The organism is Helicobacter sp. MIT 99-5507 (assembly GCF_003364295.1).
Lineage (GTDB): Bacteria > Campylobacterota > Campylobacteria > Campylobacterales > Helicobacteraceae > NHYM01.
The window spans coordinates 157,129-180,912 of the sequence record NZ_NXLO01000003.1 but is presented as its reverse complement, the minus strand read 5'-3'; the positions used below and the strand labels follow the sequence as shown (position 1 = coordinate 180,912).

At 31.1% G+C, this 23,784-nt stretch carries 18 protein-coding genes and 5 tRNA genes; 20 read left to right on the top strand and 3 right to left on the bottom strand.

The annotated features are described in order from the left end of the window. The first annotated feature begins 110 nt into the window (after positions 1 to 110). The 20 genes from CQA42_RS05660 (at position 111) to polA (ending at position 21,778) form a co-directional block, all read left to right on the top strand. The gene (locus tag CQA42_RS05660; protein ID WP_115583915.1) at positions 111 to 1,118 is read left to right on the top strand and encodes a cytochrome-c peroxidase; all 1,008 of its coding nucleotides are present in this window, start codon (positions 111 to 113) and stop codon (positions 1,116 to 1,118) included. A 316-nt stretch (positions 1,119 to 1,434) separates the two neighbouring features. Next, positions 1,435 to 1,510, top strand: a tRNA-Thr gene (locus CQA42_RS05655). Positions 1,511 to 1,560: 50 nt separating this feature from the next. Next, positions 1,561 to 1,646 (top strand) — tRNA-Tyr (locus CQA42_RS05650). Positions 1,647 to 1,665: 19 nt separating this feature from the next. Further along, a tRNA-Gly gene (locus CQA42_RS05645) sits at positions 1,666 to 1,742 on the top strand. An 83-nt stretch (positions 1,743 to 1,825) separates the two neighbouring features. Further along, positions 1,826 to 1,900: transfer RNA gene (locus CQA42_RS05640), tRNA-Thr, on the top strand. A gap of 33 nt (positions 1,901 to 1,933) precedes the next feature. Beyond that, positions 1,934 to 3,133 carry an elongation factor Tu gene (tuf, locus tag CQA42_RS05635; protein ID WP_115583711.1) on the top strand — a complete coding sequence of 400 codons (1,200 nt, stop codon included), beginning with the start codon at positions 1,934 to 1,936 and terminating at the stop codon, positions 3,131 to 3,133. A 12-nt stretch (positions 3,134 to 3,145) separates the two neighbouring features. Next, on the top strand, positions 3,146 to 3,304 hold the full coding sequence (gene rpmG / locus CQA42_RS05630) for a 50S ribosomal protein L33 (protein ID WP_115583710.1): 159 nt from the start codon (positions 3,146 to 3,148) through the stop codon (positions 3,302 to 3,304). Between the two features lie 33 nt (positions 3,305 to 3,337). Beyond that, a tRNA-Trp gene (locus CQA42_RS05625) sits at positions 3,338 to 3,413 on the top strand. A 76-nt stretch (positions 3,414 to 3,489) separates the two neighbouring features. After that, entirely contained in the window at positions 3,490 to 3,669 is a 180-nt protein-coding gene (gene secE, locus CQA42_RS05620; RefSeq protein ID WP_115583709.1) for a preprotein translocase subunit SecE, read from the top strand. Between the two features lie 12 nt (positions 3,670 to 3,681). Further along, on the top strand, positions 3,682 to 4,212 hold the full coding sequence (nusG, locus tag CQA42_RS05615; RefSeq protein WP_115583708.1) for a transcription termination/antitermination protein NusG: 531 nt from the start codon (positions 3,682 to 3,684) through the stop codon (positions 4,210 to 4,212). Between the two features lie 11 nt (positions 4,213 to 4,223). Continuing rightward, positions 4,224 to 4,649, top strand: a complete 426-nt coding sequence (rplK, locus tag CQA42_RS05610; RefSeq protein ID WP_115583707.1) for a 50S ribosomal protein L11 — start codon at positions 4,224 to 4,226, stop codon at positions 4,647 to 4,649. Positions 4,650 to 4,663: 14 nt separating this feature from the next. After that, on the top strand, positions 4,664 to 5,368 hold the full coding sequence (gene rplA, locus CQA42_RS05605) for a 50S ribosomal protein L1 (RefSeq protein ID WP_115583914.1): 705 nt from the start codon (positions 4,664 to 4,666) through the stop codon (positions 5,366 to 5,368). A gap of 96 nt (positions 5,369 to 5,464) precedes the next feature. Then, positions 5,465 to 5,941, top strand: a complete 477-nt coding sequence (gene rplJ, locus CQA42_RS05600) for a 50S ribosomal protein L10 (RefSeq protein ID WP_115583706.1) — start codon at positions 5,465 to 5,467, stop codon at positions 5,939 to 5,941. Between the two features lie 31 nt (positions 5,942 to 5,972). Continuing rightward, positions 5,973 to 6,350, top strand: coding sequence for a 50S ribosomal protein L7/L12 (gene rplL / locus CQA42_RS05595; protein WP_115583705.1), 378 nt, complete (start codon positions 5,973 to 5,975; stop codon positions 6,348 to 6,350). Positions 6,351 to 6,501: 151 nt separating this feature from the next. Beyond that, on the top strand, positions 6,502 to 15,162 hold the full coding sequence (locus CQA42_RS05590; RefSeq protein ID WP_115583704.1) for a DNA-directed RNA polymerase subunit beta/beta': 8,661 nt from the start codon (positions 6,502 to 6,504) through the stop codon (positions 15,160 to 15,162). Positions 15,163 to 15,249: 87 nt separating this feature from the next. After that, a complete protein-coding gene (gene rpsL / locus CQA42_RS05585; RefSeq protein WP_115583703.1) occupies positions 15,250 to 15,636 on the top strand; it encodes a 30S ribosomal protein S12 in 387 nt (128 codons plus the stop codon). Positions 15,637 to 15,656: 20 nt separating this feature from the next. Then, a complete protein-coding gene (gene rpsG / locus CQA42_RS05580) occupies positions 15,657 to 16,124 on the top strand; it encodes a 30S ribosomal protein S7 (RefSeq protein WP_115583702.1) in 468 nt (155 codons plus the stop codon). 12 nt (positions 16,125 to 16,136) lie between these two features. Then, positions 16,137 to 18,215 (top strand): elongation factor G, encoded by a 2,079-nt coding sequence (fusA, locus tag CQA42_RS05575; RefSeq protein WP_115583701.1) that lies wholly within the window; start codon positions 16,137 to 16,139, stop codon positions 18,213 to 18,215. A gap of 3 nt (positions 18,216 to 18,218) precedes the next feature. Beyond that, complete coding sequence (locus tag CQA42_RS05570) at positions 18,219 to 18,968, top strand: exodeoxyribonuclease III (RefSeq protein ID WP_115583700.1); 750 nt, start codon at positions 18,219 to 18,221, stop codon at positions 18,966 to 18,968. 176 nt (positions 18,969 to 19,144) lie between these two features. Then, positions 19,145 to 21,778, top strand: a complete 2,634-nt coding sequence (gene polA / locus CQA42_RS05565) for a DNA polymerase I (RefSeq protein ID WP_115583699.1) — start codon at positions 19,145 to 19,147, stop codon at positions 21,776 to 21,778. Here the strand turns inward: polA and CQA42_RS05560 are convergent, their stop codons facing one another. Genes CQA42_RS05560 through CQA42_RS05550 form a run of 3 tightly spaced genes read right to left on the bottom strand, consistent with a single transcriptional unit; the run spans position 21,779 to position 23,745 of the window. Continuing rightward, positions 21,779 to 22,309, bottom strand: coding sequence for a hypothetical protein (locus CQA42_RS05560; RefSeq protein ID WP_115583698.1), 531 nt, complete (start codon positions 22,307 to 22,309; stop codon positions 21,779 to 21,781). After that, positions 22,306 to 22,824, bottom strand: coding sequence for a hypothetical protein (locus CQA42_RS05555; RefSeq protein WP_115583697.1), 519 nt, complete (start codon positions 22,822 to 22,824; stop codon positions 22,306 to 22,308). Before CQA42_RS05555 ends, CQA42_RS05560 begins: the two co-directional genes overlap by 4 nt. Positions 22,825 to 22,833: 9 nt before the next feature. Then, the gene (locus tag CQA42_RS05550) at positions 22,834 to 23,745 is read right to left on the bottom strand and encodes a hypothetical protein (RefSeq protein WP_115583696.1); all 912 of its coding nucleotides are present in this window, start codon (positions 23,743 to 23,745) and stop codon (positions 22,834 to 22,836) included. Positions 23,746 to 23,784: the final 39 nt, after the last annotated feature.

Genomic DNA, 23,784 nt, shown 5'->3' with positions numbered 1-23,784 from the left:
TCTACTTTCTTAAAAAAATAATTTATTTTATTTAATTATTTTAAGTAATAAAAAAATATATAATATAAATTATTTTTTTAAAGTAGGAGGTTAGTATGAAAATTGCTATCATGGTTAGTTCAATGTTATTTGGGGCAACAATTGCATTTGGTGCCAGTGGAGGAGATTTAGTAAAAAAAGCATTAGATTCAGGGTTAAAACCTATGCCAACTGGTGCTGAACTTGACAAAATTACAGGTAATACTAAACAAAATCAATTAAAAATTGAATTAGGAAAAAAATTATATTTTGACCCTAGAATCTCAAGTTCTAATTTAATTTCTTGTAATACTTGTCATAATTTGGGCTTAGGTGGAACAGATGTTGTTCCTGCTGCTATTGGGCATAAATGGACTATGAATCTACAACATTTAAATTCACCAACGGTTTATAACTCAGTATTTAATTCATCACAATTTTGGGATGGAAGAAGTGCTCACCTTCAAGATCAAGCAAAAGGTCCTATGCAGGCTGCACCAGAGATGAATGCAAAGCCAGAAGTCATAATTGCAAAAATTACTTCCATACCAGAATATGTAATAGCATTTAAAAAAGCTTATGGTAATAATGTAAAAATCGATTTTGATATTATTGCAGACACTATTGCTATATTTGAAAAAACTTTAGTTACACCATCTAGATATGATGATTTTTTACGCGGTAATACTAAGGCTTTAAGCACACAAGAACAAGAGGGACTAGAATTGTTTATAGATAAAGGTTGTGTTGCTTGTCATAATGATATAAACTTAGGTGGAACACTGCAACCACTTGGAGTTGCAAAAGAATATAAATTTGCAAATGTTGGTGGATTTAGTGGCAATAAAGATGGCATGGTAAAAACACCTACATTAAGGAATATACTAGAAACTATGCCATATTTCCATAATGGTCAATATTGGGATGTAAAAGATGCTATAAAAGAAATGGCAAGCATTCAATTAGGGGTTGAAATAAGCGATGGAGAAGCAAAAAAGATAGAAACATTTTTCAATTCTCTAACAGGAACAAAGCCAGAGATAATCTATCCTATGCTTCCAGCACAAACTCTAGATACACCAAAGCCAGAGTTTCAATAGAATTAAAGACACCAATAAGGTGTCTTTAGGAAAAAGTTAAAATTCGTATCACAATATATGCAATAAATAAAACAATAAAATCAACCATAACCACCAAAATTTTACCGATAAAACAATGAACAGCATAATCCCAACTGCACTCCATATAGGGTTATGCATCAGAATCTCCTTTTATATATGTAATTAAAACAGTAATCTACTTTTTTTAAAAGTTTCTGCTTAAAAGCAATAAAAGATGATACATATTTCATTAAAGATATTTTGTTATTGACATTTATAAAACTATTTTGATAGAATACAGACTTTTAGATTCTATGCTGGTTTAGCTCAGTTGGTAGAGCAGCTGCCTTGTAAGCAGCAGGCCGGGGGTTCAAGTCCCTTAACCAGCTCCATACACTTTAATTTATATTTTATCAGTGTGTTACCAGTTTTAATATTTTTGGGTGAGTTACTCAAGTGGCCAACGAGGGCAGACTGTAAATCTGCTGGTTTTTACCTTCCGTGGTTCGAATCCACGACTCACCACCATTGTTTAAATATGAGTGATGCGGGAGTAGCTCAGTTGGCTAGAGCATCAGCCTTCCAAGCTGAGGGTCGCGGGTTCGAGCCCCGTCTCCCGCTCCAAAAAGATTAGTATATATTCTGGGAGCTGAAATGTTGAACGCTTCGTTATAATATTTTCAAAGTTTCCAAATATTTTTTAGTATGCCCATATAGCTCAGGGGTAGAGCACTTCCTTGGTAAGGAAGAGGTCGGCGGTTCAATCCCGCTTGTGGGCTCCAGTTTTTTATGTAAATTTAATAAGGAGAAAAAACATGGCAAAAGAAAAATTTGTTAAAAATAAACCACATGTTAATGTTGGAACAATTGGGCATGTCGATCATGGTAAAACAACACTAAGTGCAGCTATTTCTGCTGTTTTGTCATTAAAAGGTCTTGCTGAATTAAAAGATTATGACAATATAGATAATGCCCCTGAAGAAAAAGAAAGAGGTATTACAATCGCAACTTCTCACATTGAGTATGAAACAGAAAATCGTCACTATGCGCATGTGGATTGTCCAGGACATGCTGACTATGTAAAAAATATGATTACTGGTGCAGCTCAAATGGATGGTGCTATTCTTGTTGTATCTGCTGCTGATGGTCCTATGCCACAAACTAGAGAGCATATTCTACTTTCAAGACAAGTTGGTGTTCCATATATCGTTGTTTTCTTAAATAAACAAGATATGGTTGATGATGCTGAATTATTAGAGCTTGTTGAAATGGAAGTTAGAGAATTATTAAGCAAATATGAATTTCCAGGTGATGATACACCAATAGTAGCTGGTTCTGCACTAAAAGCTTTAGAAGAAGCAAAAACAGGACAAGTTGGTGAGTGGGGTGAAAAGATTCTAAAATTAATGGCTGAAGTTGATGCTTATATCCCAACTCCACAAAGAGATACTGAAAAAACTTTCTTAATGCCTGTTGAAGATGTATTTTCTATTGCTGGGCGTGGAACTGTTGTAACAGGAAGAATCGAAAGAGGTGTTGTAAAAGTAGGTGATGAAGTAGAGATTGTTGGTGTTAGAGATACTCAAAAAACTACAGTTACTGGCGTTGAAATGTTTAGAAAAGAACTAGATAAGGGTGAAGCTGGTGATAATGTAGGTGTTCTTCTAAGAGGAACTAAGAAAGAAGAAGTTGAAAGAGGTATGGTTCTTTGTAAGCCAGGTTCAATCACTCCACATACTAAGTTTGAAGGTGAAGTGTATGTTTTATCAAAAGATGAAGGCGGACGACATACACCATTTTTTAATGGGTATAGGCCACAATTCTATGTTAGAACTACAGATGTAACTGGTTCTATTGCTTTACCTGATAATGTAGAAATGGTTATGCCAGGTGATAATATTAAAATCACAGTTGAGCTTATAAATCCAATTGCTCTTGAGGAAGGAACTAGATTTGCTATTCGTGAGGGTGGTAGAACAGTTGGTGCTGGTGTTGTAACTAAAATACTTCAATAAGGAAAGTGCTTTATGAAGATAAAAGTTGGATTGAAATGTGTTGAGTGTGGTGATATAAATTATAGCACTACAAAAAATGCTAAAACAAATGTAGAAAAACTGGAGCTCAAGAAATTTTGTCCTAGATTGAATAAACATACTATTCATAAAGAGGTAAAGCTTAAGAGTTAAAAATGTATAAGGAAATATTCCCTTATACATTTTAGGTCAGTAGCTCCAATGGTAGAGCAGCGGTCTCCAAAACCGCCTGTTGGGGGTTCGAGTCCCTCCTGGCCTGCCATTTGATTTTTATATATTTATTATATAGATATTGTGGATACAACTATATGTTTTCAATAGATTGATTTGGAGAGTTAATGAAAAGGCTATTTGTATTTTATAGAATGGCAAGAGAAGAATTAGATAAGGTGATTTTTCCAACTAAAGAGCAGATTCGAAATGCTTCTATATCTGTCCTTGTTGTTGTTAGTGTTATTGCTTTATTTTTATCGTTAATTGGTGTTATTTTTGGCACTATTGCTTCTAGCATTTTATAGAAAAGGCTTATTATGGCGTTAGAATGGTATGCAATTCAAACATATTCTGGTAGTGAAAAGTCAGTAAAACTAGCAATTGAGAATCTACTTCGTGAAACTAAAATGCTAGATAAGATGGAACAGATAGTTGTGCCCACAGAAGATATAGTAGAGTTTAAAAATAATAAGCGAAAAATAACTGCAAGAAGTCTATATCCAGGCTATGTATTTATAAAAATAGATTTAAATACAGAGTTATGGCATATGATACAATCATTGCCTAGAGTAGGACGTTTTATTGGTGAGTCAAAGAAGCCAACGCCACTTAGTGAAAAAGATATAGAACTAATTTTAGAAAAGATTACTAATCGTGCTGCTCCAAAGCCAAAAGTATCTTTTTCTCCTGGTGAATTTGTTCGTATTATTGATGGAGCATTTTTAAATTTTACTGCAACAGTTGAAGAATATGATATGGAGCATAGAAAATTAAAGTTAAATATTTCTATTTTTGGTAGGAATACACCAATTGAGATTTCAGATTCTCAAGTAGAAAAAATAGTTTAAGGAGAGTAATAATGGCAAAAAAAGTGGTAGGCGAATTAAAACTTCAGATTCCAGCAGGTAAGGCTAATCCATCACCACCAGTTGGTCCAGCTCTTGGACAAAGAGGTGTAAATATTATGGAATTTTGTAAAGCTTTTAATGAAAAAACAAAAGATATGGGAGATTTTAATATCCCTGTTATTATCACTGTTTATCAAGATAAAAGTTTTAGCTTTGTTACAAAGAAGCCACCGGTTACAGATTTAATAAAAAAAGAGGCTAATATTAAAAAGGGATCTGATAATCCTTTGAAAAATAAGATAGGAAAGCTTACTAAAAGTCAAGTTGAATCTATTGCAAAGTTAAAAATGGAAGATTTAAATGCTAATGATTTAGAGGCTGCTAAGAAAATTGTTTCTGGTAGTGCTAGAAGCATGGGCATAGAAATAGTTGATTAATATTTTTGGGAGTTATTATGAAAAAAATTGCTAAAAGATTGCAAAACCTTCAAACAAAAATAGAGAAGGGTAAAATTTATGATTTAGATAGTGCTACTACTTTAGTTAAGTCATTAGCTTCTGCAAAATTTGATGAGACTGTTGAGATTGCTATGAAACTTGGTGTTGATCCAAGACATGCTGATCAAATGATTAGAGGTGCTGTTGTTTTACCTCATGGAACAGGTAAGGCAGTGAGAGTTGCTGTTTTTGCTAAAGGTATAAAAGCTGATGAAGCAAAAAATGCTGGTGCTGATATCGTAGGTGATGATGATCTTGTTGAAGAAATTAAAAATGGTAATTTAAACTTTGATATGATTATTGCTACTCCAGATATGATGGCTATGGTTGGTAAAGTTGGTAAGATTCTAGGTCCAAAGGGATTAATGCCAAATCCAAAAACTGGAACTGTAACATTAGATGTCGCTAAAGCTGTTAGTAATGCAAAAAGTGGTCAAGTTAATTTCAGAGTTGATAAAAAAGGCAATATTCATGCTCCACTTGGTAAAGCTAGCTTTGAAGCAAATAAAATCAAAGATAATCTAGTTGAGTTAGTAAAAACTATCAATAAATTAAAACCTGCTAGTACAAAAGGTAAATACATTAGAAAAACATTTATATCTTTGACAATGAGTCCATCTTTAGAGATAGATTCTCAAGAATTGATTGATATTAAATAAGATAGTCTTTATCTTAGACTGAAGACTACAAGGGATTCTTCTTAATTCTTTATATTTTATAAAGTCCTTGTATAGGTTAGTCTGAAAGGAGGAAATATGACAAAGCAAGATAAGGCAAAACTTATTGAGCAACTTAGTTCTAGCTTTTTGGATTCTAATATTATTATTTGTGATTATAAAGGGCTTAGTGTAAGAGAATTGCAAGTATTAAGAAAAAATGCTTTGCAATGTAGTGCTAAAGTTCAAGTTATCAAAAATAAATTAGCAAGTATTGCATTTAAAAATGCTAATATAGAAGGTATTGCATTAAAAGATACAAATATCTTTTTATGGGGTAAAGATCAAATAGCTCTATCTAAAAGTGCTCAAAAATTTGCAGATGCAAATAAAGAAAAATTTGTTATTAAAGCTGGTTTTTTTGATGGTAAAGTAGTAGATTCTAAACATATAGAATCAATTTCTAAATTACCAAGTAAAGAAGAATTAATAGGTATGTTATTATCTGTATGGACTGCTCCAGCAAGATATTTTGTAACAGGATTGGATAATTTAAGAAAAAGCAAAGAAGCTTAATTTTTTATAAAATAATATTTAGGAGACAAAAATGGCTATAACAAAAGAAGATGTTTTAGAATTTATTTCTAATTTATCAGTATTAGAATTATCAGAATTAGTAAAAGAATTTGAAGAAAAATTTGGTGTTAGTGCAGCTCCAACTGTTGTTGCTGGTGCTGGTGCGGCAGTTGGTGCTGGTGCGGCAGCTGAAGAAAAAACTGAATTTAGTGTTGTTATCACAGATAGTGGTGATAAGAAAATCAATGTAATTAAAGTCGTAAGAGAAGTTACAGGTCTTGGATTAAAAGAAGCGAAAGATGCAACAGAGCAAGTTCCTCATACATTGAAAGAAGGTGTAAGTAAAGAGGAAGCAGAAAATATCAAGAAAAAACTTGAAGAAGCTGGAGCAAAAGTAGAGATTAAATAAATCTACTATATATGCTTGTTATATTAGAAGCTTTTGCTTCTAATGATTTTTAATACTAGATATTTAAATATTCTAAATATTTTGTTCTAGATATTTCAATTAAATTTTAGAATATTTAAGAAATCTAAACTACTTATTATGAGGTTATAATATGCCAACAACAATTAAATCAGGAAATAGAATACGATTAAATTTTGCTAAGACTCAAGAAGAACTACCAATTCCAGATTTATTGCAACTACAACGCAATAGTTATGATTCATTTATATCTACTGATAATCCTGAGGATAGTGGGATAAATAAAGTCTTTAAATCTGTATTTCCTATTCATGATACACAAAATAGATTAAGTCTTGAATATGCTGGCTGTGAATATGGAAAGCCAAAATATACAGTTAGAGAAGCTATGGAGCGAGGTATTACCTATTCTATACCATTAAAAATAAAAGTTAGACTTATATTGCATGAAAGAGATGAAGCTACTGGTAATAAAATAGGTGTGCAAGATGTAAAAGAGCAAAGTATTTATGTAAGAGAAATACCATTAATGACAGATAAAACTTCATTTATTATAAATGGTGTTGAGAGAGTTGTTGTTAATCAGCTATATAGAAGTCCGGGGGTTATTTTCAAAGAAGAAGAATCTGCCACTTCATCAAATAAGCTTATATATACAGGACAAATTATACCAGATAGAGGTTCTTGGCTGCATTTTGAATATGACACAAAAGATGTGCTATTTGTAAGAATTAATAAAAGAAGAAAAGTACTTGTGACGATTTTATTACGTGCCTTAGGCTACAATAAGCAAGATATCATTAGAATCTTTTATCCACTTCTTGATGTGCAATATGAAAAAGGCTCATATTTGATTCCATTTAACCCTAATGATTTTACAAGTGGAAAAGTTAGTTTTGATATTAAAGATAAAAATGGTGCAGTTATTGTTCAAGCTGGTAAAAAATTAAGTGTAAAAAAAGCAAATGAGTTAAAAGAAAAAGGATTAGATTGGATTATATATCCTATCGAAACACTTCAGGATAGATATTTTGCAGAACCAGTAGTTGATAAAAATAGTGGAGAAATTATATTTGATACATTAACTCAAATAGATGATACAAAATTAAAACATCTAGCAGAATTGAAAATTAACAAATTTAAGGTTATTAATGATGCAGCATCAGGGTATGACTTATCTATAATCAATTCATTTATGGCAGATGTAGAATCTCTAAAGTTATTAAAACAAACAGAGAAAATTGATGATGAAAACGATCTTGCTGCTATTAGAATCTATAAAGTTATGAAGCCAGGAGATCCTGTAACAAAAGATGTTGCTAAGAATTTTGTTCAGCAGTTATTCTTTGATCCAGAGCGATATGATTTAACAAAAGTTGGTAGAATGAAGATGAATCATAAGCTAGGATTAGATATACCTAGTTATGTTACAACTCTAACAAGAGAGGATATTTTAGAGACCATTAAATATTTAATTAAAGTAAAAAATGGTTTTGGAAGAATCGATGATAGAGATCATTTAGGTAATAGAAGGATTAGGGCTATTGGTGAGTTGTTAGCAAATGAATTGCATACAGGTTTATTGAAAATGCAAAAAGTTATTAGAGATAAGCTTGCTAGCACAAATACAGATATAGAAACTATTATGCCACATGAATTAATCAATTCAAAGACCATAACAAGCACTATTTTAGAATTTTTTACAGGTGGGCAATTATCTCAATTTATGGATCAGACAAATCCATTATCAGAAATAACACACAAAAGAAGGCTGTCAGCCCTTGGTGAAGGTGGATTGGTAAAAGAAAGAGTTGGTTTTGAAGCTCGTGATGTTCATCCAACTCATTATGGTAGAATCTGCCCTATCGAAACACCGGAAGGTCAAAATATTGGTCTTATAAATACATTATCTACATTTACTAAAGTTAATGATTTAGGATTTATTGAAGCACCTTATAAAAAAGTAGTTAATGGAAAAGTAACAAATGAAGTCTTGTATATTACAGCATCTCAAGAGGAAGGTTTAGTTATTGCCCCAGCAAGCACTAAATTAAATAAAGATGGTGTTATTGAAGAAGATTTGATTGAAGTCAGAAAAGATGGAGAGATATTATTAAGTGAAAAAGGTAAAGTAGATTTAATAGATCTTAATCCAAGAATGCTTGTTGGTGTTGCTGCTTCTCTTATTCCATTTTTAGAGCATGATGATGCAAATAGAGCACTTATGGGTTCAAATATGCAACGTCAATCTGTGCCATTACTAAAACCTGATGCTCCTGTTGTTGGCACTGGAATTGAAAGTATTGTAGCAAGAGATTCTTATGAGGCTATAAAGGCTACAAGAGATGGTATAGTAGAGCTTGTAGATAGTAGAAATATATATATTATGGGTGAAGATGACAATGGTGCTTATATAAATCATTATTCATTACAAAAAAATCTTCGCACAAATCAAAATACATCTTTTTCACAAGTGCCAATCGTAAAAAAAGGTGATATGGTAAAAGCTGGTCAAGTTATCGCTGATGGTGCTAGTATGGATAGTGGCGAGCTTGCACTTGGAAAAAATATCAAAGTGGCATTTATGCCTTGGAATGGATATAACTTCGAAGATGCTATTGTTGTTAGTGATAAATTGATTAGAGAAGATGCTTTTACGTCTATACATATTTATGAAAAAGAAATTGAAGCAAGGGAATTAAAGCATGGCACTGAAGAAATTACTGCTGATATTCCACAAGTAAAAGAAGAAGAAATAGAACATCTTGATATTAGCGGTATTGTAAAAATTGGGACATATGTAAAAGGTGGGATGATATTAGTTGGAAAAGTTTCACCAAAAAGTGAAGCAAAGCCAACCCCAGAAGAAAGATTGCTTAGAGCTATTTTTGGTGAAAAAGCAGGACATGTTGTAAATAAGTCTTTATATTGTCCGCCATCATTAGAAGGTGTCGTTGTTGATGTAAAAATATTTACAAAAAAAGGATATGCAAAAGATAGTAGAGCAATCAAGTCTTATGAAGATGACAAAAATCGACTTGAGAGTGAGCATAGAGATAAAATGGCTATGCTTGATAAAGAAGAGACACTAAGAGTTGTATCATTGTTAGGCAAAGAAAAGCTTTCATCTGCTGCAAATGTAAATGATAAAAAATACAAAAAAGGTGATATTGTAGATAAAGATAATATCGCTATTGTTGGTAGATTTGGACTAAATACTCTTATAAAAAGTTATTCAAAAGAAGTAAGGGATAAATATGAGCAAATCAAGAACAACTTTGCAGAACAAAAGAGAATCTTAGGTGAAGAGTATCAAGAAAAAATATCTATTTTAGAAAAAGATGATATTTTACCAAGCGGTGTTGTAAAAAAAGTAAAAGTATATATTGCTACTAAACGAAAGCTGAAAGTCGGCGATAAGATGGCAGGGCGACACGGAAATAAAGGTATTGTATCTACAATAGTTCCTGAAGTTGATATGCCTTATACTTCTGATGGTCAAAGTGTTGAGATTGTATTAAACCCTCTTGGTGTTCCTTCTCGTATGAATATAGGACAGATTTTAGAGACACATTTAGGGCTTGTAGGTAAAAAGTTAGGAAATGATATACAAGAGATATTTAATGCAAATAAAGCTACATTTATAGCTGATTTGAGATCTAAAATGCTTCAAATTGTAGATGTTGTAAATAAGCCAGAAATTAGTAGTTTTATTAAATCATTAAGTGATGATGAACTTACTAATTATGCTAGAGATTGGAGCAAGGGTGTTAGATTTGCAACTCCTGTATTTGATGGTGTAGATGAAAATACATTTAAAAAATTATTTGAATTAGCAAAAATCGATATGGATGGCAAAACTGAGCTTTACGATGGAAAAACTGGTGAGAAGATGAAAGAACGTGTAAATGTTGGATATATGTATATCTTAAAACTTCATCACCTTGTTGATGAAAAGGTTCATGCAAGAAGCACAGGACCTTATAGCCTTGTTACACAGCAACCAGTTGGTGGTAAAGCACTATTTGGAGGACAAAGATTTGGTGAGATGGAAGTATGGGCATTAGAAGCATATGGCGCATCTCATACATTAAAAGAAATGCTAACTATCAAATCAGATGATATTGATGGTAGATACAATGCATATAAAGCTATTACTAGTAATAAACCAGTTGGAGAATCTGAGATTCCGCAAACTTTTTATGTTCTTACAAAAGAGCTTCAATCGCTTGCTCTTGATGTAGTGGTGTATGATAAAGAGAATAATCAGATTCCATTACTAGAAGAAAATTTAAATAAAGATTCTAAAACAAGAAAGGATTTTTCATCTCTTCAGTTAGTTTTAGCAAGTCCAGAGACAATAAGAAGCTGGAGTTATGGTGAGGTTAAAAAACCAGAAACAATTAATTATAGGACTCTAAAACCAGAGCGAGATGGCTTATTTTGTGCAAAAATCTTTGGACCAGTTAGAGATTATGAATGTATTTGTGGAAAATACAAAAAGAAAAGATTCAAAGATACAGTTATGGTGTGTGAGAAATGTGGTGTTGAAATCACTAGCTCAAAAGTTCGAAGAAGTCGTATGGGGCATATTGAACTAGTTACACCAGTTGCACATATTTGGTATGTAAATTCACTTCCAAGTAGAATCGGGACATTACTTGGTGTTAAAATGAAAGACTTAGAGCGAGTTCTTTATTATGAAGCATATATTGTTAAGAATCCAGGTGATGCTTACTACGATAATGAGGGGACAAAACCTGTATTAAAATATGATATTTTAAATCAAGAGCAATATGATAGCTTGTATAAGAGATTTGAATACACTAATTTTATTGCAGAAATGGGCGGTAGTGCTGTAAAAGAATTGTTAGAAGAACTTGATATTGTTGATCTTAGAGTGGCATTAAAAGAAGAATATGAAAATACAAAATCTGAAGCAAAAAGAAAGAGTATTGCTAAGAGGTTAAAAGTAGTTGAAAGCTTTATTAATTCCAAATCAAAACCAGAGCATATGATGCTTACAATGCTACCTGTATTACCACCTGATTTGCGACCGCTTGTTACTTTAGATGGTGGAAAATTTGCAGTTAGTGATGTAAATGATTTGTATAGAAGAGTTATAAATAGAAATCAAAGATTAAAAAGACTTATGGAGTTAGATTCTCCAGAGATTATTGTTAGAAATGAAAAAAGAATGTTACAAGAAGCAGTAGATGCTCTATTTGATAATGGTAGAAATGCAAATGCTGTAAAAGGTGTAAATAAACGACCTCTAAAATCTCTATCTGAAATAATAAAAGGTAAGCAAGGTAGATTTAGACAGAATCTTCTTGGCAAGAGAGTGGATTTCTCTGGAAGAAGTGTTATTGTTGTAGGTCCAAATCTAAGGATGGATCAATGTGGATTGCCAAAAAATATGGCTTTAGAGTTGTTTAAACCACACTTATTGGCAAAACTTGAAGAAAAAGGCTATGCAACAACTCTAAAACAAGCAAATCAAATGATAGAGCATAAAAAAGATGAAGTTTGGGAATGTTTATCGGATATTGTAAAAGGCTATCCTGTTCTTTTAAATAGAGCACCAACGCTTCACAAGCAAAGTATTCAGGCTTTTCATCCTAAATTAATCGAAGGAAAAGCAATACAATTGCATCCACTTGTTTGTTCGGCATTTAATGCTGACTTTGATGGTGACCAAATGGCTGTTCATGTTCCATTGTCTCAAGAAGCAATCACAGAATGTAAGATTTTAATGCTAAGCTCAATTAATATTTTACTTCCTGCAAGCGGTAAAGCAATCGTTGCACCAAGTCAAGATATGGTTTTGGGTCTTTATTATATATCATTAATGAAAAATGATGTTAAAGGGCAGCATAAATTATTTGGCAATATTAATGAAATAATGATTGCAATTGATAGTGATGAATTAGATATTAATGCAAAAATTAGAACATATTTAGATGGAAGAATGATTTATACAACAGCAGGTAGAATGATACTTCACTCTATACTTCCTGATGGAGTTCCAATTGATTTGTGGAATAGAATCATGAAGAAAAAAGATATAGGTAATCTAATAGATTATGTAAATAAAGAGAGTGGATTATCTACAATGGCAAGATTCTTAGATGATTTAAAAGATTTAGGTTTTAGATATGCTACAAAAGCTGGTATTTCTATTTCTGCTTATGATGTTTTAGTGCCTAGTGATAAGCAAAATATTATTGATGAAGCTAAGAAAAAAGTAAAAAATATTCAATCACAATTTGATAGTGGTTTATTGACAGAGCAAGAAAGATACAATAAAATCATTGATATTTGGACTGATACAAGTAATTCTATGAGTAAAGATATGATGAAGCTTATAGAATCTAATAAAGATGGATTTAATTCAATTTATATGATGGCAGATTCTGGTGCTAGAGGCAGTGTTGCGCAAATTAGACAGCTTTCTGCTATGAGAGGCTTGATGGCAAAACCGGATGGAACTATTATTGAAACGCCAATTATTTCAAACTTTAAAGAAGGATTGAATGTTTTAGAGTATTTCACATCAACTCATGGAGCTAGAAAAGGGCTAGCAGATACTGCGCTTAAAACTGCAAATGCTGGTTATCTAACAAGAAAGTTAATCGATGTTAGCCAAAATGTTAAGATTGTAATGGAAGATTGTGGAACACATGAGGGTGTAGAGATATCAGATATTACCGTTGGAAGCGAGTTAATCGAACCATTAGAAGAGAGAATTATAGGTAGAGTATTGGCTGAAAATGTTGTAGATTCTATTACAAATGAGATTCTGCTTATTGAGGGCACTTTAATTGATGAAAATATGGCAAAAAAGATCAAAGAAGCAGAGGTAAAATCTGTAATCATTAGAACTCCTGTTACTTGTAAGGCAGAAAAAGGTGTTTGTGCTAAATGTTATGGATTAAATCTTGGTAGCGGTAAAATGGTAAATATTGGTGAGGCTGTTGGTGTTATCGCAGCCCAATCAATTGGTGAGCCAGGGACACAGCTTACACTTAGGACATTCCATGTCGGTGGAACAGCATCAAGATCACAAGAAGAAAGACAGGTTGTTGCAGAGAAAGAAGGATTTATTAGATTCCACAATATACAAACTTACACCAATAAGCAAGGCAAAACAATTGTTGTAAATAGAAGAAATGCAGCAATTCTTGTTGTTGAGCCAAAAGTAAAAGCTCCATTTGATGGTGTAGTAAAAGTGGAAAATATTCACGATGAAACTGTAGTAAGCATTATTGGCAAAAAAGAGACTGCAAGATTCATGGTTAGAAAAAATGATGTTGCAAAACAAAATGAATTAGCAGGTGTTAGCGGTAATATAGAAGGTAAGTTATTTATTGCTCATGGTGATGGTTATAATATCAAAAAAGATGGAAGTATTATTGAGGTTATTAAAGATGGTTGGAATATACCACATAGAATCCCGTATGCAAGTGAATTAAATGTTGAAGATAATGCCCCAATTTCACAAAATATTTTTGCAAAAGAAAAAGGTATATTAAAGATATACAAGCTAGTTGGAGATAGCCTAGAGAGAATAAGAAATATCAAAAAAGGTCATAAAATCAAAGAAAAAGGTATTTTTGCAATCATTGCTGATGAAAATGATAGAGAAGCAGCAAGACATTATTTAGCTCGTGGTTCAATGATGGAGGTTGATGATAATACAGAAATTGATTTTCAAACACTTATTGCATCTCCTGAATCTAGCGAACAAAAAATAATTGCACAATGGGATCCTTATATTGTGCCTGTTATATCAGAATTTGAAGGTGTTGTGAGTTTTGAAAATATTATATCTGGACTTACAGCAACAGAGCAAGTTGATGATATTACAGGGCAAAGAAATCTTGTGATTAATGAATATATACCTAGTGGATATAAGCCAGCTATCATTGTTACAACAGCAGATGGAGAATCTCATAGATATCCAGTAGATCCAAAAACTGCTATTGCTGTTGATGATGGAAGCAATGTTTATGTTGCTGATATTTTAGCCAAGGCTCCAAAAGCTATTGCTAAATCAAAAGATATTACTGGAGGTCTTCCAAGAGTTTCAGAATTATTTGAAGCAAGAAAGCCAAAAGATCCAGCGATATTAGCAGAGATTGATGGATATATTAGCTTTGGTAAGCAACAAAGAGGAAAAGAAACATTGATAATTACTGCAACTGATGGTAGATTTAATGAGTATTTGATAGATAAAAATAAGCAGATTCTAGTGCATGAAGGTGAATTTGTCCATGCAGGAGAATCTATCACTGATGGAGTTGTATCAAGCCATGATATTCTTAGAATCTTAGGTGAAAAAGAACTTCATAAATATATAGTTAGTGAAGTCCAACAAGTATATAGAAGACAGGGTGTTGCTATTGCAGATAAACATATTGAGATAATAGTTTCACAAATGTTAAGACAGGTAAAAATAGTAGATAGTGGTGATACTAGATTTATAAAAGATGATATAGTATCACGAAGGGTATTTAAAGAGGAAAATGAACAATATATAAAATTAGGTGGAGAGCCTGCTATTGCTGAACCTATATTATTAGGTATCACAAGGGCTGCTATTGGAAGTGATAGTATTATTTCTGCTGCTTCATTCCAAGAAACTACAAAAGTATTGACAGAGGCATCTATTGCAGCCAAAGTGGATACTTTAAAGGATCTAAAAGAGAATGTTGTATTGGGTCGCATGATACCAGTTGGAACTGGAATCTATAAAGATAAGATATTTAGGGTTAAGAGCGTAGAAAGTTAAACTTATAGTCTGCTTATTTTATTAAGATAAGTCAAAGATTCTATTATATAAAATAAGCGTTTTTAAATTTTTTGATAAGGAGAAGTAGTGCCAACTATAAATCAGTTAATAAGAAATGAAAGAAAAAAGATTTCTAAACAATCAAAGTCGCCAGCTTTGATGGAATGTCCGCAAAGAAGAGGTGTTTGTACCCGTGTTTATACAACTTCACCTAAAAAACCTAACTCAGCTTTAAGAAAAGTTGCAAAAGTAAAACTTACAAGCAAAATAGAAGTTATTAGCTATATTCCTGGTGAGGGACATAATTTGCAAGAGCACTCTATTGTTTTAGTTAGAGGTGGGAGAGTTAAAGACTTGCCAGGTGTTAAGTATCATATAGTTAGAGGTGCTCTTGATACAGCTGGTGTTGCTAAAAGAACGGTATCTAGAAGTAAGTATGGTGCTAAAAGGGCAAAGGCAGAATCTAAGAAATAAAATTTAAATAAAGGAGAATTATGAGAAGGAGAAGAGCCGCTAAGAGAGAAGTTTTAGGCGATCCTGTTTATCACAACAAAGTTGTAACAAAATTTATCAATAAAATGATGTATGATGGCAAGAAAAGTATAGCTGAGAAGATAATTTATAGTTCATTTAATAAGATTGAAGAAAAAACTAACGAAAAAGGTATAGATGTATTTCAAAAGGCTTTAGAAAATGTTAAGCCTTTAGTTGAAGTGCGAAGTAGAAGAGTTGGCGGTGCTACTTATCAAGTTCCTGTTGAAGTTAGAAGTGAGAGACAACAATCATTATCTATTAGATGGATTCTAGAATCTACTAGAAAAAGAAACGAAAGAACTATGATAGATAGACTTGCAAATGAGCTTATAGATGCTGCTAATGAAAAAGGTAATGCATTTAAGAAAAAAGAAGAAGTTCATAAAATGGCTGAAGCAAATAAAGCTTTTGCACATTATAGATGGTAATTGGAGCATAAAATGGCAAGAAAAACTCCTTTACATATGTTAAGAAATATAGGAATTGCTGCTCATATTGATGCTGGTAAAACAACTACATCCGAGAGAATCCTTTTTTATACAGGCGTAAGCCATAAAATTGGTGAAGTTCATGATGGTGCTGCTACAATGGATTGGATGGAGCAAGAAAAAGAAAGAGGTATTACTATTACTTCTGCTGCTACAACTTGTTTTTGGAAAAATTACCAAATCAATCTAATAGATACTCCAGGGCATGTTGATTTTACAATAGAAGTTGAAAGATCTATGAGAGTTTTAGATGGTGCTGTAGCTGTATTTTGTTCTGTTGGTGGTGTGCAGCCACAAAGTGAAACAGTTTGGAGACAGGCAAATAAATATGGCGTGCCAAGATTAGTATTTGTAAATAAGATGGATAGAATCGGTGCTAATTTTTATAATGTTGAAAATCAAATTTCTCAAAGATTAAAATCAAGACCAGTGCCAATTGCACTTCCAATTGGTGCTGAAGATAGTTTTAAAGGCTTAGTTGATTTAGTCGAGATGAAAAGCTATATTTGGAATGATGAAACAATGGGCGCTAAATATGATATTTTAGAGATTCCAGATGATATGCAAGAGATTGTTAGCACATATAGAGAAAAGATGATTGAAGCAGCCGCAGAACAAGATGAAGTTTTAATGGAAAAATATCTAAATGGCGAGGAATTGAGCAAAGATGAGATTAAAAAAGGACTAAAAGCTGGCTGTCTTAGCATGTCAATTGTTCCTATGCTTTGTGGTTCATCATTTAAAAATAAAGGTGTTCAAACACTTTTAGATGCAGTTATTGATTATCTCCCATCTCCTACAGAAGTTGCAGATATTAGAGGTATAGATTCAAAAACTGATAAAGAAATACAAGTAAAATCTGGTGATGATGGTGAATTTGCTGGACTTGCATTTAAAATCATGACAGACCCATTTGTAGGGCAGCTTACTTTCGTTAGAGTTTATAGAGGCTCTATTGAGAGCGGTAGTTATGTTTATAATTCTACAAAGAAAACTAAAGAAAGAGTTGGAAGACTTTTAAAAATGCACTCTAATAAAAGAGAAGATATTAAAGAAGTGTATTCTGGTGAAATATGTGCATTTGTTGGCTTAAAAGATACGCTAACAGGAGATACTTTATGCTCTGAAAAAGATCCTGTGATTTTAGAGAGAATGGAATTCCCAGATCCTGTTATTTCGATTGCAGTTGAGCCTAAAACTAAAGCAGACCAAGAAAAAATGTCTTTAGCATTAGCAAAATTAGCTGAAGAAGATCCAAGCTTTAGAGTAAAAACTGATGAAGAAACAGGACAGACAATCATTTCTGGTATGGGTGAGCTTCATTTAGAAATTATTGTTGATAGAATGAAAAGAGAATTTAAAGTTGAAGCAGAAGTTGGACAACCACAAGTTGCATTTAGAGAAACTATAAGATCTACTATCCAAAAAGAATACAAATATGCTAAACAATCTGGTGGTAGAGGTCAATATGGTCATGTATTTATCAAAATGGAGCCAACAGAGCCAGGTAGTGGATATAAATTTATTAATGAAATTAGTGGCGGTGTTATTCCAAAAGAATATATTCCGGCAGTTGATAAAGGTATCCAAGAAGCAATGCAAACTGGTGTATTGGCTGGATATCCAGTTGTTGATTTTCAAGTAACTTTATATGATGGTAGTTATCATGATGTTGATAGTTCTGAAATGGCATTCAAAATCGCAGCATCAATGGCATTTAAAGAAGCATCAAAAGGTGCAAATCCTGTATTGTTAGAGCCTATTACAAAGGTTGAAGTTGAAGTTCCTGAAGAATATATGGGTGATGTTATAGGTGATTTAAATAGAAGAAGAGGGCAAATTAATTCTATGGATGATAGAATGGGCATTAAAATAGTTAATGCTTTTGTTCCATTAGCTGAAATGTTTGGATATTCTACTGATTTAAGATCTGCTACTCAAGGTCGTGGAAGCTATAGCATGGAATTTGATCACTATGGTGAAGTGCCTGCAAATATCGCAAAAGGTATTATAGAAAAAAGGCAATCATAATTTATGAAATTAATATCTTGGAATGTTAATGGACTTCGTGCTTGTATGAATAAAGGATTCCAAGATTTTTTTGATAGCGTAGATTCTGATTTATTTTGCATTCAAGAAACAAAAATGCAACAAGAGCAATCTAGCTTTGATTTTCCTAATTATTATAGTTTTTGGAATAGCGCCATCAAAAAGGGCTATTCTGGGACTTTAATACTCTCTAAGATAAAACCAATCTCACAATCTTATGGTATTAATATTGATAAACATGACAATGAAGGTCGTGTAATCACACTTGAATTTGATAAATTTTATTTGGTAAATGTATATACTCCAAATTCTCAAAGAGAACTTACTAGATTAGATTATAGAATGGAGTGGGAAGATGATTTTAGAACTTATCTTTTATCGCTTAAAAAACCTGTTGTTATATGTGGTGATTTAAATGTTGCACATAAAGAGATTGATTTAAAAAATCCAAAGCAAAATACAAAAAATGCAGGTTTTACAAAAGAAGAGAGAGAAAAATTCAGTATTTTATTAGATTCTGGATTTATTGATAGTTATAGATATTTATATCCAGATAAAAGCGATGCTTACACTTGGTGGTCTTATATGGCAAATTCTCGTGCTAAAAATATTGGCTGGCGGATTGATTATTTTTTATTGTCCAATTCTTTAAAAGATAATCTAAAAGAAGCTAATATTTATAGTGAGATTTATGGAAGCGATCATTGCCCTGTAGAGATTATCCTAGATATTTAAGTAATTATCATTTGTAAATAAATAAGCTATCTTCTTAATAAAATATTTAAAATCCTATAAAAACCTAAAAATAAAAGTTTAAACTAGAATCTAGTGTTATTTATGTCCTGTATTATTTAATTATATAGATTCTAATTTGTGCTAGAATCTTTGCCAAAAAATGGAGAAATAGCAAAATGAAAACTCTATCTATTATCGATACTTTTGGATATTTTTTTCGAAATTTTTATGCGATGCCAAAATTAAAAAGCAAAGATGGTAAGCCAAGCGGTGTTTTGCTTGGCTTTGCAAATCTCATCAATCAGCTATATAATGATGATTCTAACTATATCATTTTTGCATTAGAAGGTGAGGGCGATAAAAAAAGAAAAGATATTGCAAGTGATTATAAAGCAAATCGTAAAGAAATAGATATAGATTTATCTTTGCAGATTCAAATCGCAATTGAATGGATAAAAAAAATGAATTTGCCTTATATATCTATTAATGGATATGAGGCTGATGATGCCATAGCTTCTATTAAATCTATTGTAAAAGATGTAAATATTAGAATTGTTAGTGTTGATAAGGATTTATATCAATTAATAGATTCTAATACTTATATATATGATCCAATAAAAAAGAAAAGCATATACAAAGAAGAATGTTTTGAGAAATTTGGTGTATATCCAGAGCAATTTGTTGATTATCAAAGTTTGGTTGGAGATTCAAGTGATAATGTATCTGGCATAAAAGGCATTGGTACAAAAACTGCACAAAAATTAATTAGCAATTTTAACTCACTTGATGGAGTGTATAATAATATCCATTCACTAAAAAATTTTCTAACGCCAAAATTGATTAGTAGGATTATTGAAGGCAAAGATTCTGCTTATCAAAGTAAAGAGCTTGTAAGATTAAGAGATGATTTATTGGATTCTTTTGATTTAGAATCTACTTTAAAACCAGCAACTAATCCACTATTTTTGATAGAAGATGAGCTAAAAAGCTATGATATAAATATCCTATCAAAAATAAAAAAAGATTTGCATATCACAAAAAATAAATCTTTATTAAATTTTGAATGTATAAAAATTGTAGATACCAAAGAATTGCATAAGATTATAGATTCAATTGATAAAAATAGTATTGTTGCTTTTGATACAGAGACTAATTCTCTTGATGTAAAGAGTAGTGATATTGTCGGATTTTCTTTTGCTTATTCTTTAGATGTTGGTTATTATGTGCCGCTTAATCATTTTTATCTTGGTGTAGAAGAGCAAATATCTATTAGTGATGCAAAAAAAGCATTAGAAAAATTATTTAAACATCATATAATAGGACATAATCTAAAATTTGATATAGCTGTAATAAAAAGAAATTTTGATTTAGAGATCACTGATTATAGCGATACATTGATACTTGCATGGCTAGAGAATCCATCAGGTATGTTAAACCTTGATTATCAAACAAAGAAAAATTTTGATTATGTTACTACTAAGTTTGAAGATATTGTAAATAAAGGTGATACATTTGCTAGTGTCCAAATTGATATAGCGACAAAATATGGAGCACAAGATTCTATATGCAGTTTGGCTTTGTATCATCATTTTATGAATACATTAAATAAGAATCTCCTAGATATTGCAAGAAATGTAGAGTTTCCATTTATCAAAGTTTTGATAGAAATGGAAGGCAATGGAATAGGTATAGATTTAGATTTTTTTCATCAATTAAAATTAGAGCTAGAATCTAAGATTAAAGATATAAGCAGCAAGATTTATAGTATCGCAGGCAATGAATTTAATATCAATTCTACAAGGCAATTAGGCGATGTGCTATTTAATAAATTTAATCTAAAAAAAGGCAGAATCTTAAAAAGCGGATATAGCACTGATGAAAAAACATTAGAATCTTTAATAGATTCTCATCCTATTATCCCTTGCATATTAGAGCATCGTGAATTAAATAAACTTTTAAACACTTATGTAATACCAATAATAAATCTAAACATAAATCGCAGAATCTACACTTCATTTATGCAAACAGGAACTAGCACAGGTCGTCTTAGCTCAAGAAATCCAAATTTGCAAAATATCCCTGTTAAAACTTCTATTGGAAGAAGAATACGATATGGTTTTATTGCAAGGGAAGGATATAGTCTCATTTCCGCAGATTATTCACAGATTGAACTGCGATTATTAGCCCATTTTTCACAGGATCCAAATCTATTAGAATCTTTTATAAATGATAAAGATATACATTTAGAAACTGCAATAAAAATATTTGGGCAAGATGAAGCTAAAGAAAAAAGAAATATTGCAAAAAGTATTAATTTTGGTTTGATTTATGGAATGGGTGCAAAAAAACTTGCTCAAACTCTCAAAATATCACAATCTAAAAGTAAGGAATACATAGATAGCTATTTTGAGAGTTTTCCAACAGTGCGGGATTATCTCCAAAAAGAGGAAAATTTTATTTTTAACAATGGATATGCCCTTACCTTGCTTGGTAGAACTAGAAATTTTGATTTTCATAATATTGCAGAATATGAAAAATTGGCATTTCTTAGAGAAGGTGTAAATTCAATTTTTCAAGGTAGTGCAGCTGACTTGATAAAATTATCTATGAATAAATGTTTTGATAGATTCAAAAATAGAGATATAAAATTATTATTACAAGTGCATGATGAATTGATATTTGAAGTAAAAGATAGCGAAGTAGATAGTGCAAGCAAAGAAATACTAGAGATTATGAATAATATTTATACGCTTAGAGTTCCACTTAAATGTGGCATAAGTATAGGCAAACGTTGGTCTGAACTAAAATAATCATAATTTATAATCGCTATAATAGATATTTATATAGAGATTTACTTTTAGATTATCTCCTTGTTTTGCTATATCAATTGGGAATCCTATTCTTATATTATTATTTAGATTCTCTAGATTATTAATAAAATCCACAATCTCTTTTGTATGCTTTGTATATCCTTGTATTGAAATATTTTGTATTTTTATATTATTAGCAGAATCTTGTATTCCATTATCAAGAATGACTGCATTATTTATATATGTTTTTATATATTTTTCTAATTTCTGCATATCAATCTTGTTTCTTATATTGTGATGATCATTTTTGCTTAATATAGAATCCAAATCTTGTTGTAGAGCATTTTCATTGTTAGTGATTGCAGTATCAAGGCTTTGTATTCGTTTGTAATCTAGAGTTTTAATCTTATGATTTTGCATAATTGGTATAAAATAAAATGCTAGGCAAAATAATATAATCAATATATATACTATAAATAATATTATATTTTTGCTCCAATCAATATCATTTAAAAAATTAAAAAATTTCATTTTGTCTCTTTATTTAATACGCTAATTGATGTGAAATTAAACCACCCATTTGGTAGTGAAAAAAAATCAACTCTACTTGTTGTAAAGATTGATCTTAGTGGTGCTTGCAACAAGAAAGAATACAGCTCTCTAGTCGGTGTTATACCCTTTAGTGTTAGCTTTTCTTCTTCAAGTTTTATTTGTGTTATTGTTATTTGATCAGGTATTAGTGCAAATAAATTTAATAATGATTTTTGCACCTCACTATTGTAGTTTTTATTTATATTATTTAGATTTGCCTCGTATTTTAGACGCTCTATGTTTTTATTTATAAGGGCTATTTTTTTATCTTGCATATTCATATTGTTTTCTATAACTTGTGTATTATTATGCAATATATCAACTTCTATTTTTAGATAGATTCCACCAAAATATATAATAACAACACTAAGCACTATATAAAATATCCATATTTTTGTTAGCTTTGATACTATATATTTTGGCCTTGGAGTTGTAAAGCTATATCTTAGAGCCATTATTGTCCTTTATTGTAATTCCATCTTTGTTAGCTTTTCTATTTCCTTGCATACATCTATTCGTATAAATTGAGTTTCAAGCATGGTATTATTTTTTAGATGAGATTTTGCATTATCACTTATTCCATATCCATCAAATATCAAAAGTTCATCTATAAAATCACTTGCATATCTGCTATCTTGATAAAAGCTATTTAAAGTTTTTGTGATAAGTTCTATCATGTGGTTTGCAATAGATAATTCACTAAGATTATTTTGTGATTGTTCATAGCCATTTTTATCAAAATCTTTTATAATTATATTTTCATCAATTTCATCAATGACATCAAATTCTATTTCTTTATCATTCTTGTCATCATCTTCTTTATTTTCATCTAAGAATCTATCTTGTTCAAATACTATATATTCTCCAAAATATATATTATCTCTGTCTGCAATAAGCAAACTACTAGAGCCTTTTTCTTGTAATATATATAGCTTTTTTGCGCTATCTAGACTATCTTTTATTTTTTCAAAGATTATAATAAATGGTGAAAAAACAAAGTCCAATCCATTTATTTTGCTAAATTTATTTTTATAATCTTGTAGATTTTTTTTGCTTACATAAACAAACCATTGATTATTTACTAGCATTATTCTTAAAGAATTTATATCAAGTCCAAATTTATCAAATATATCTATTTTATTACCATTTAATAGCCCTTGTTGTTGTCCCCTAATCATAGTAGATACATATGTATATGGGTGTTTATTTTGTATCCTTTGTATGTATTTTGCTGCTTCTATGGGAAAATCTGCATTAATAGTTTTATATGTTTTTTCTTCTTGTTGTGAATTATTAGATACTATAACTCTACAAGTTTTTTCATCTAAGTCAATTGATATAATAACTTTTTGATATATTCTGCTAAATAATGACAATAAATAGCCTTTAAAATAAATATTTAATTCATTAGATTC

Excerpts from the sequence above, each read along its gene's own strand:
- rpsG (WP_115583702.1), top strand. The coding sequence starts at position 15,657 with ATGAGAAGGAGAAGAGCCGCTAAGAGAGAAGTTTTAGGCGATCCTGTT.
- rplJ (WP_115583706.1), top strand. The coding sequence starts at position 5,465 with ATGACAAAGCAAGATAAGGCAAAACTTATTGAGCAACTTAGTTCTAGC.
- CQA42_RS05570 (WP_115583700.1), top strand. The coding sequence starts at position 18,219 with ATGAAATTAATATCTTGGAATGTTAATGGACTTCGTGCTTGTATGAAT.
- CQA42_RS05560 (WP_115583698.1), bottom strand. The coding sequence starts at position 22,309 with ATGAAATTTTTTAATTTTTTAAATGATATTGATTGGAGCAAAAATATA.
- nusG (WP_115583708.1), top strand. The coding sequence starts at position 3,682 with ATGGCGTTAGAATGGTATGCAATTCAAACATATTCTGGTAGTGAAAAG.
- CQA42_RS05660 (WP_115583915.1), top strand. The coding sequence starts at position 111 with ATGGTTAGTTCAATGTTATTTGGGGCAACAATTGCATTTGGTGCCAGT.
- rplK (WP_115583707.1), top strand. The coding sequence starts at position 4,224 with ATGGCAAAAAAAGTGGTAGGCGAATTAAAACTTCAGATTCCAGCAGGT.
- secE (WP_115583709.1), top strand. The coding sequence starts at position 3,490 with ATGAAAAGGCTATTTGTATTTTATAGAATGGCAAGAGAAGAATTAGAT.
- tuf (WP_115583711.1), top strand. The coding sequence starts at position 1,934 with ATGGCAAAAGAAAAATTTGTTAAAAATAAACCACATGTTAATGTTGGA.
- CQA42_RS05590 (WP_115583704.1), top strand. The coding sequence starts at position 6,502 with ATGCCAACAACAATTAAATCAGGAAATAGAATACGATTAAATTTTGCT.
- rplL (WP_115583705.1), top strand. The coding sequence starts at position 5,973 with ATGGCTATAACAAAAGAAGATGTTTTAGAATTTATTTCTAATTTATCA.
- rpmG (WP_115583710.1), top strand. The coding sequence starts at position 3,146 with ATGAAGATAAAAGTTGGATTGAAATGTGTTGAGTGTGGTGATATAAAT.
- polA (WP_115583699.1), top strand. The coding sequence starts at position 19,145 with ATGAAAACTCTATCTATTATCGATACTTTTGGATATTTTTTTCGAAAT.
- CQA42_RS05555 (WP_115583697.1), bottom strand. The coding sequence starts at position 22,824 with ATGGCTCTAAGATATAGCTTTACAACTCCAAGGCCAAAATATATAGTA.
- fusA (WP_115583701.1), top strand. The coding sequence starts at position 16,137 with ATGGCAAGAAAAACTCCTTTACATATGTTAAGAAATATAGGAATTGCT.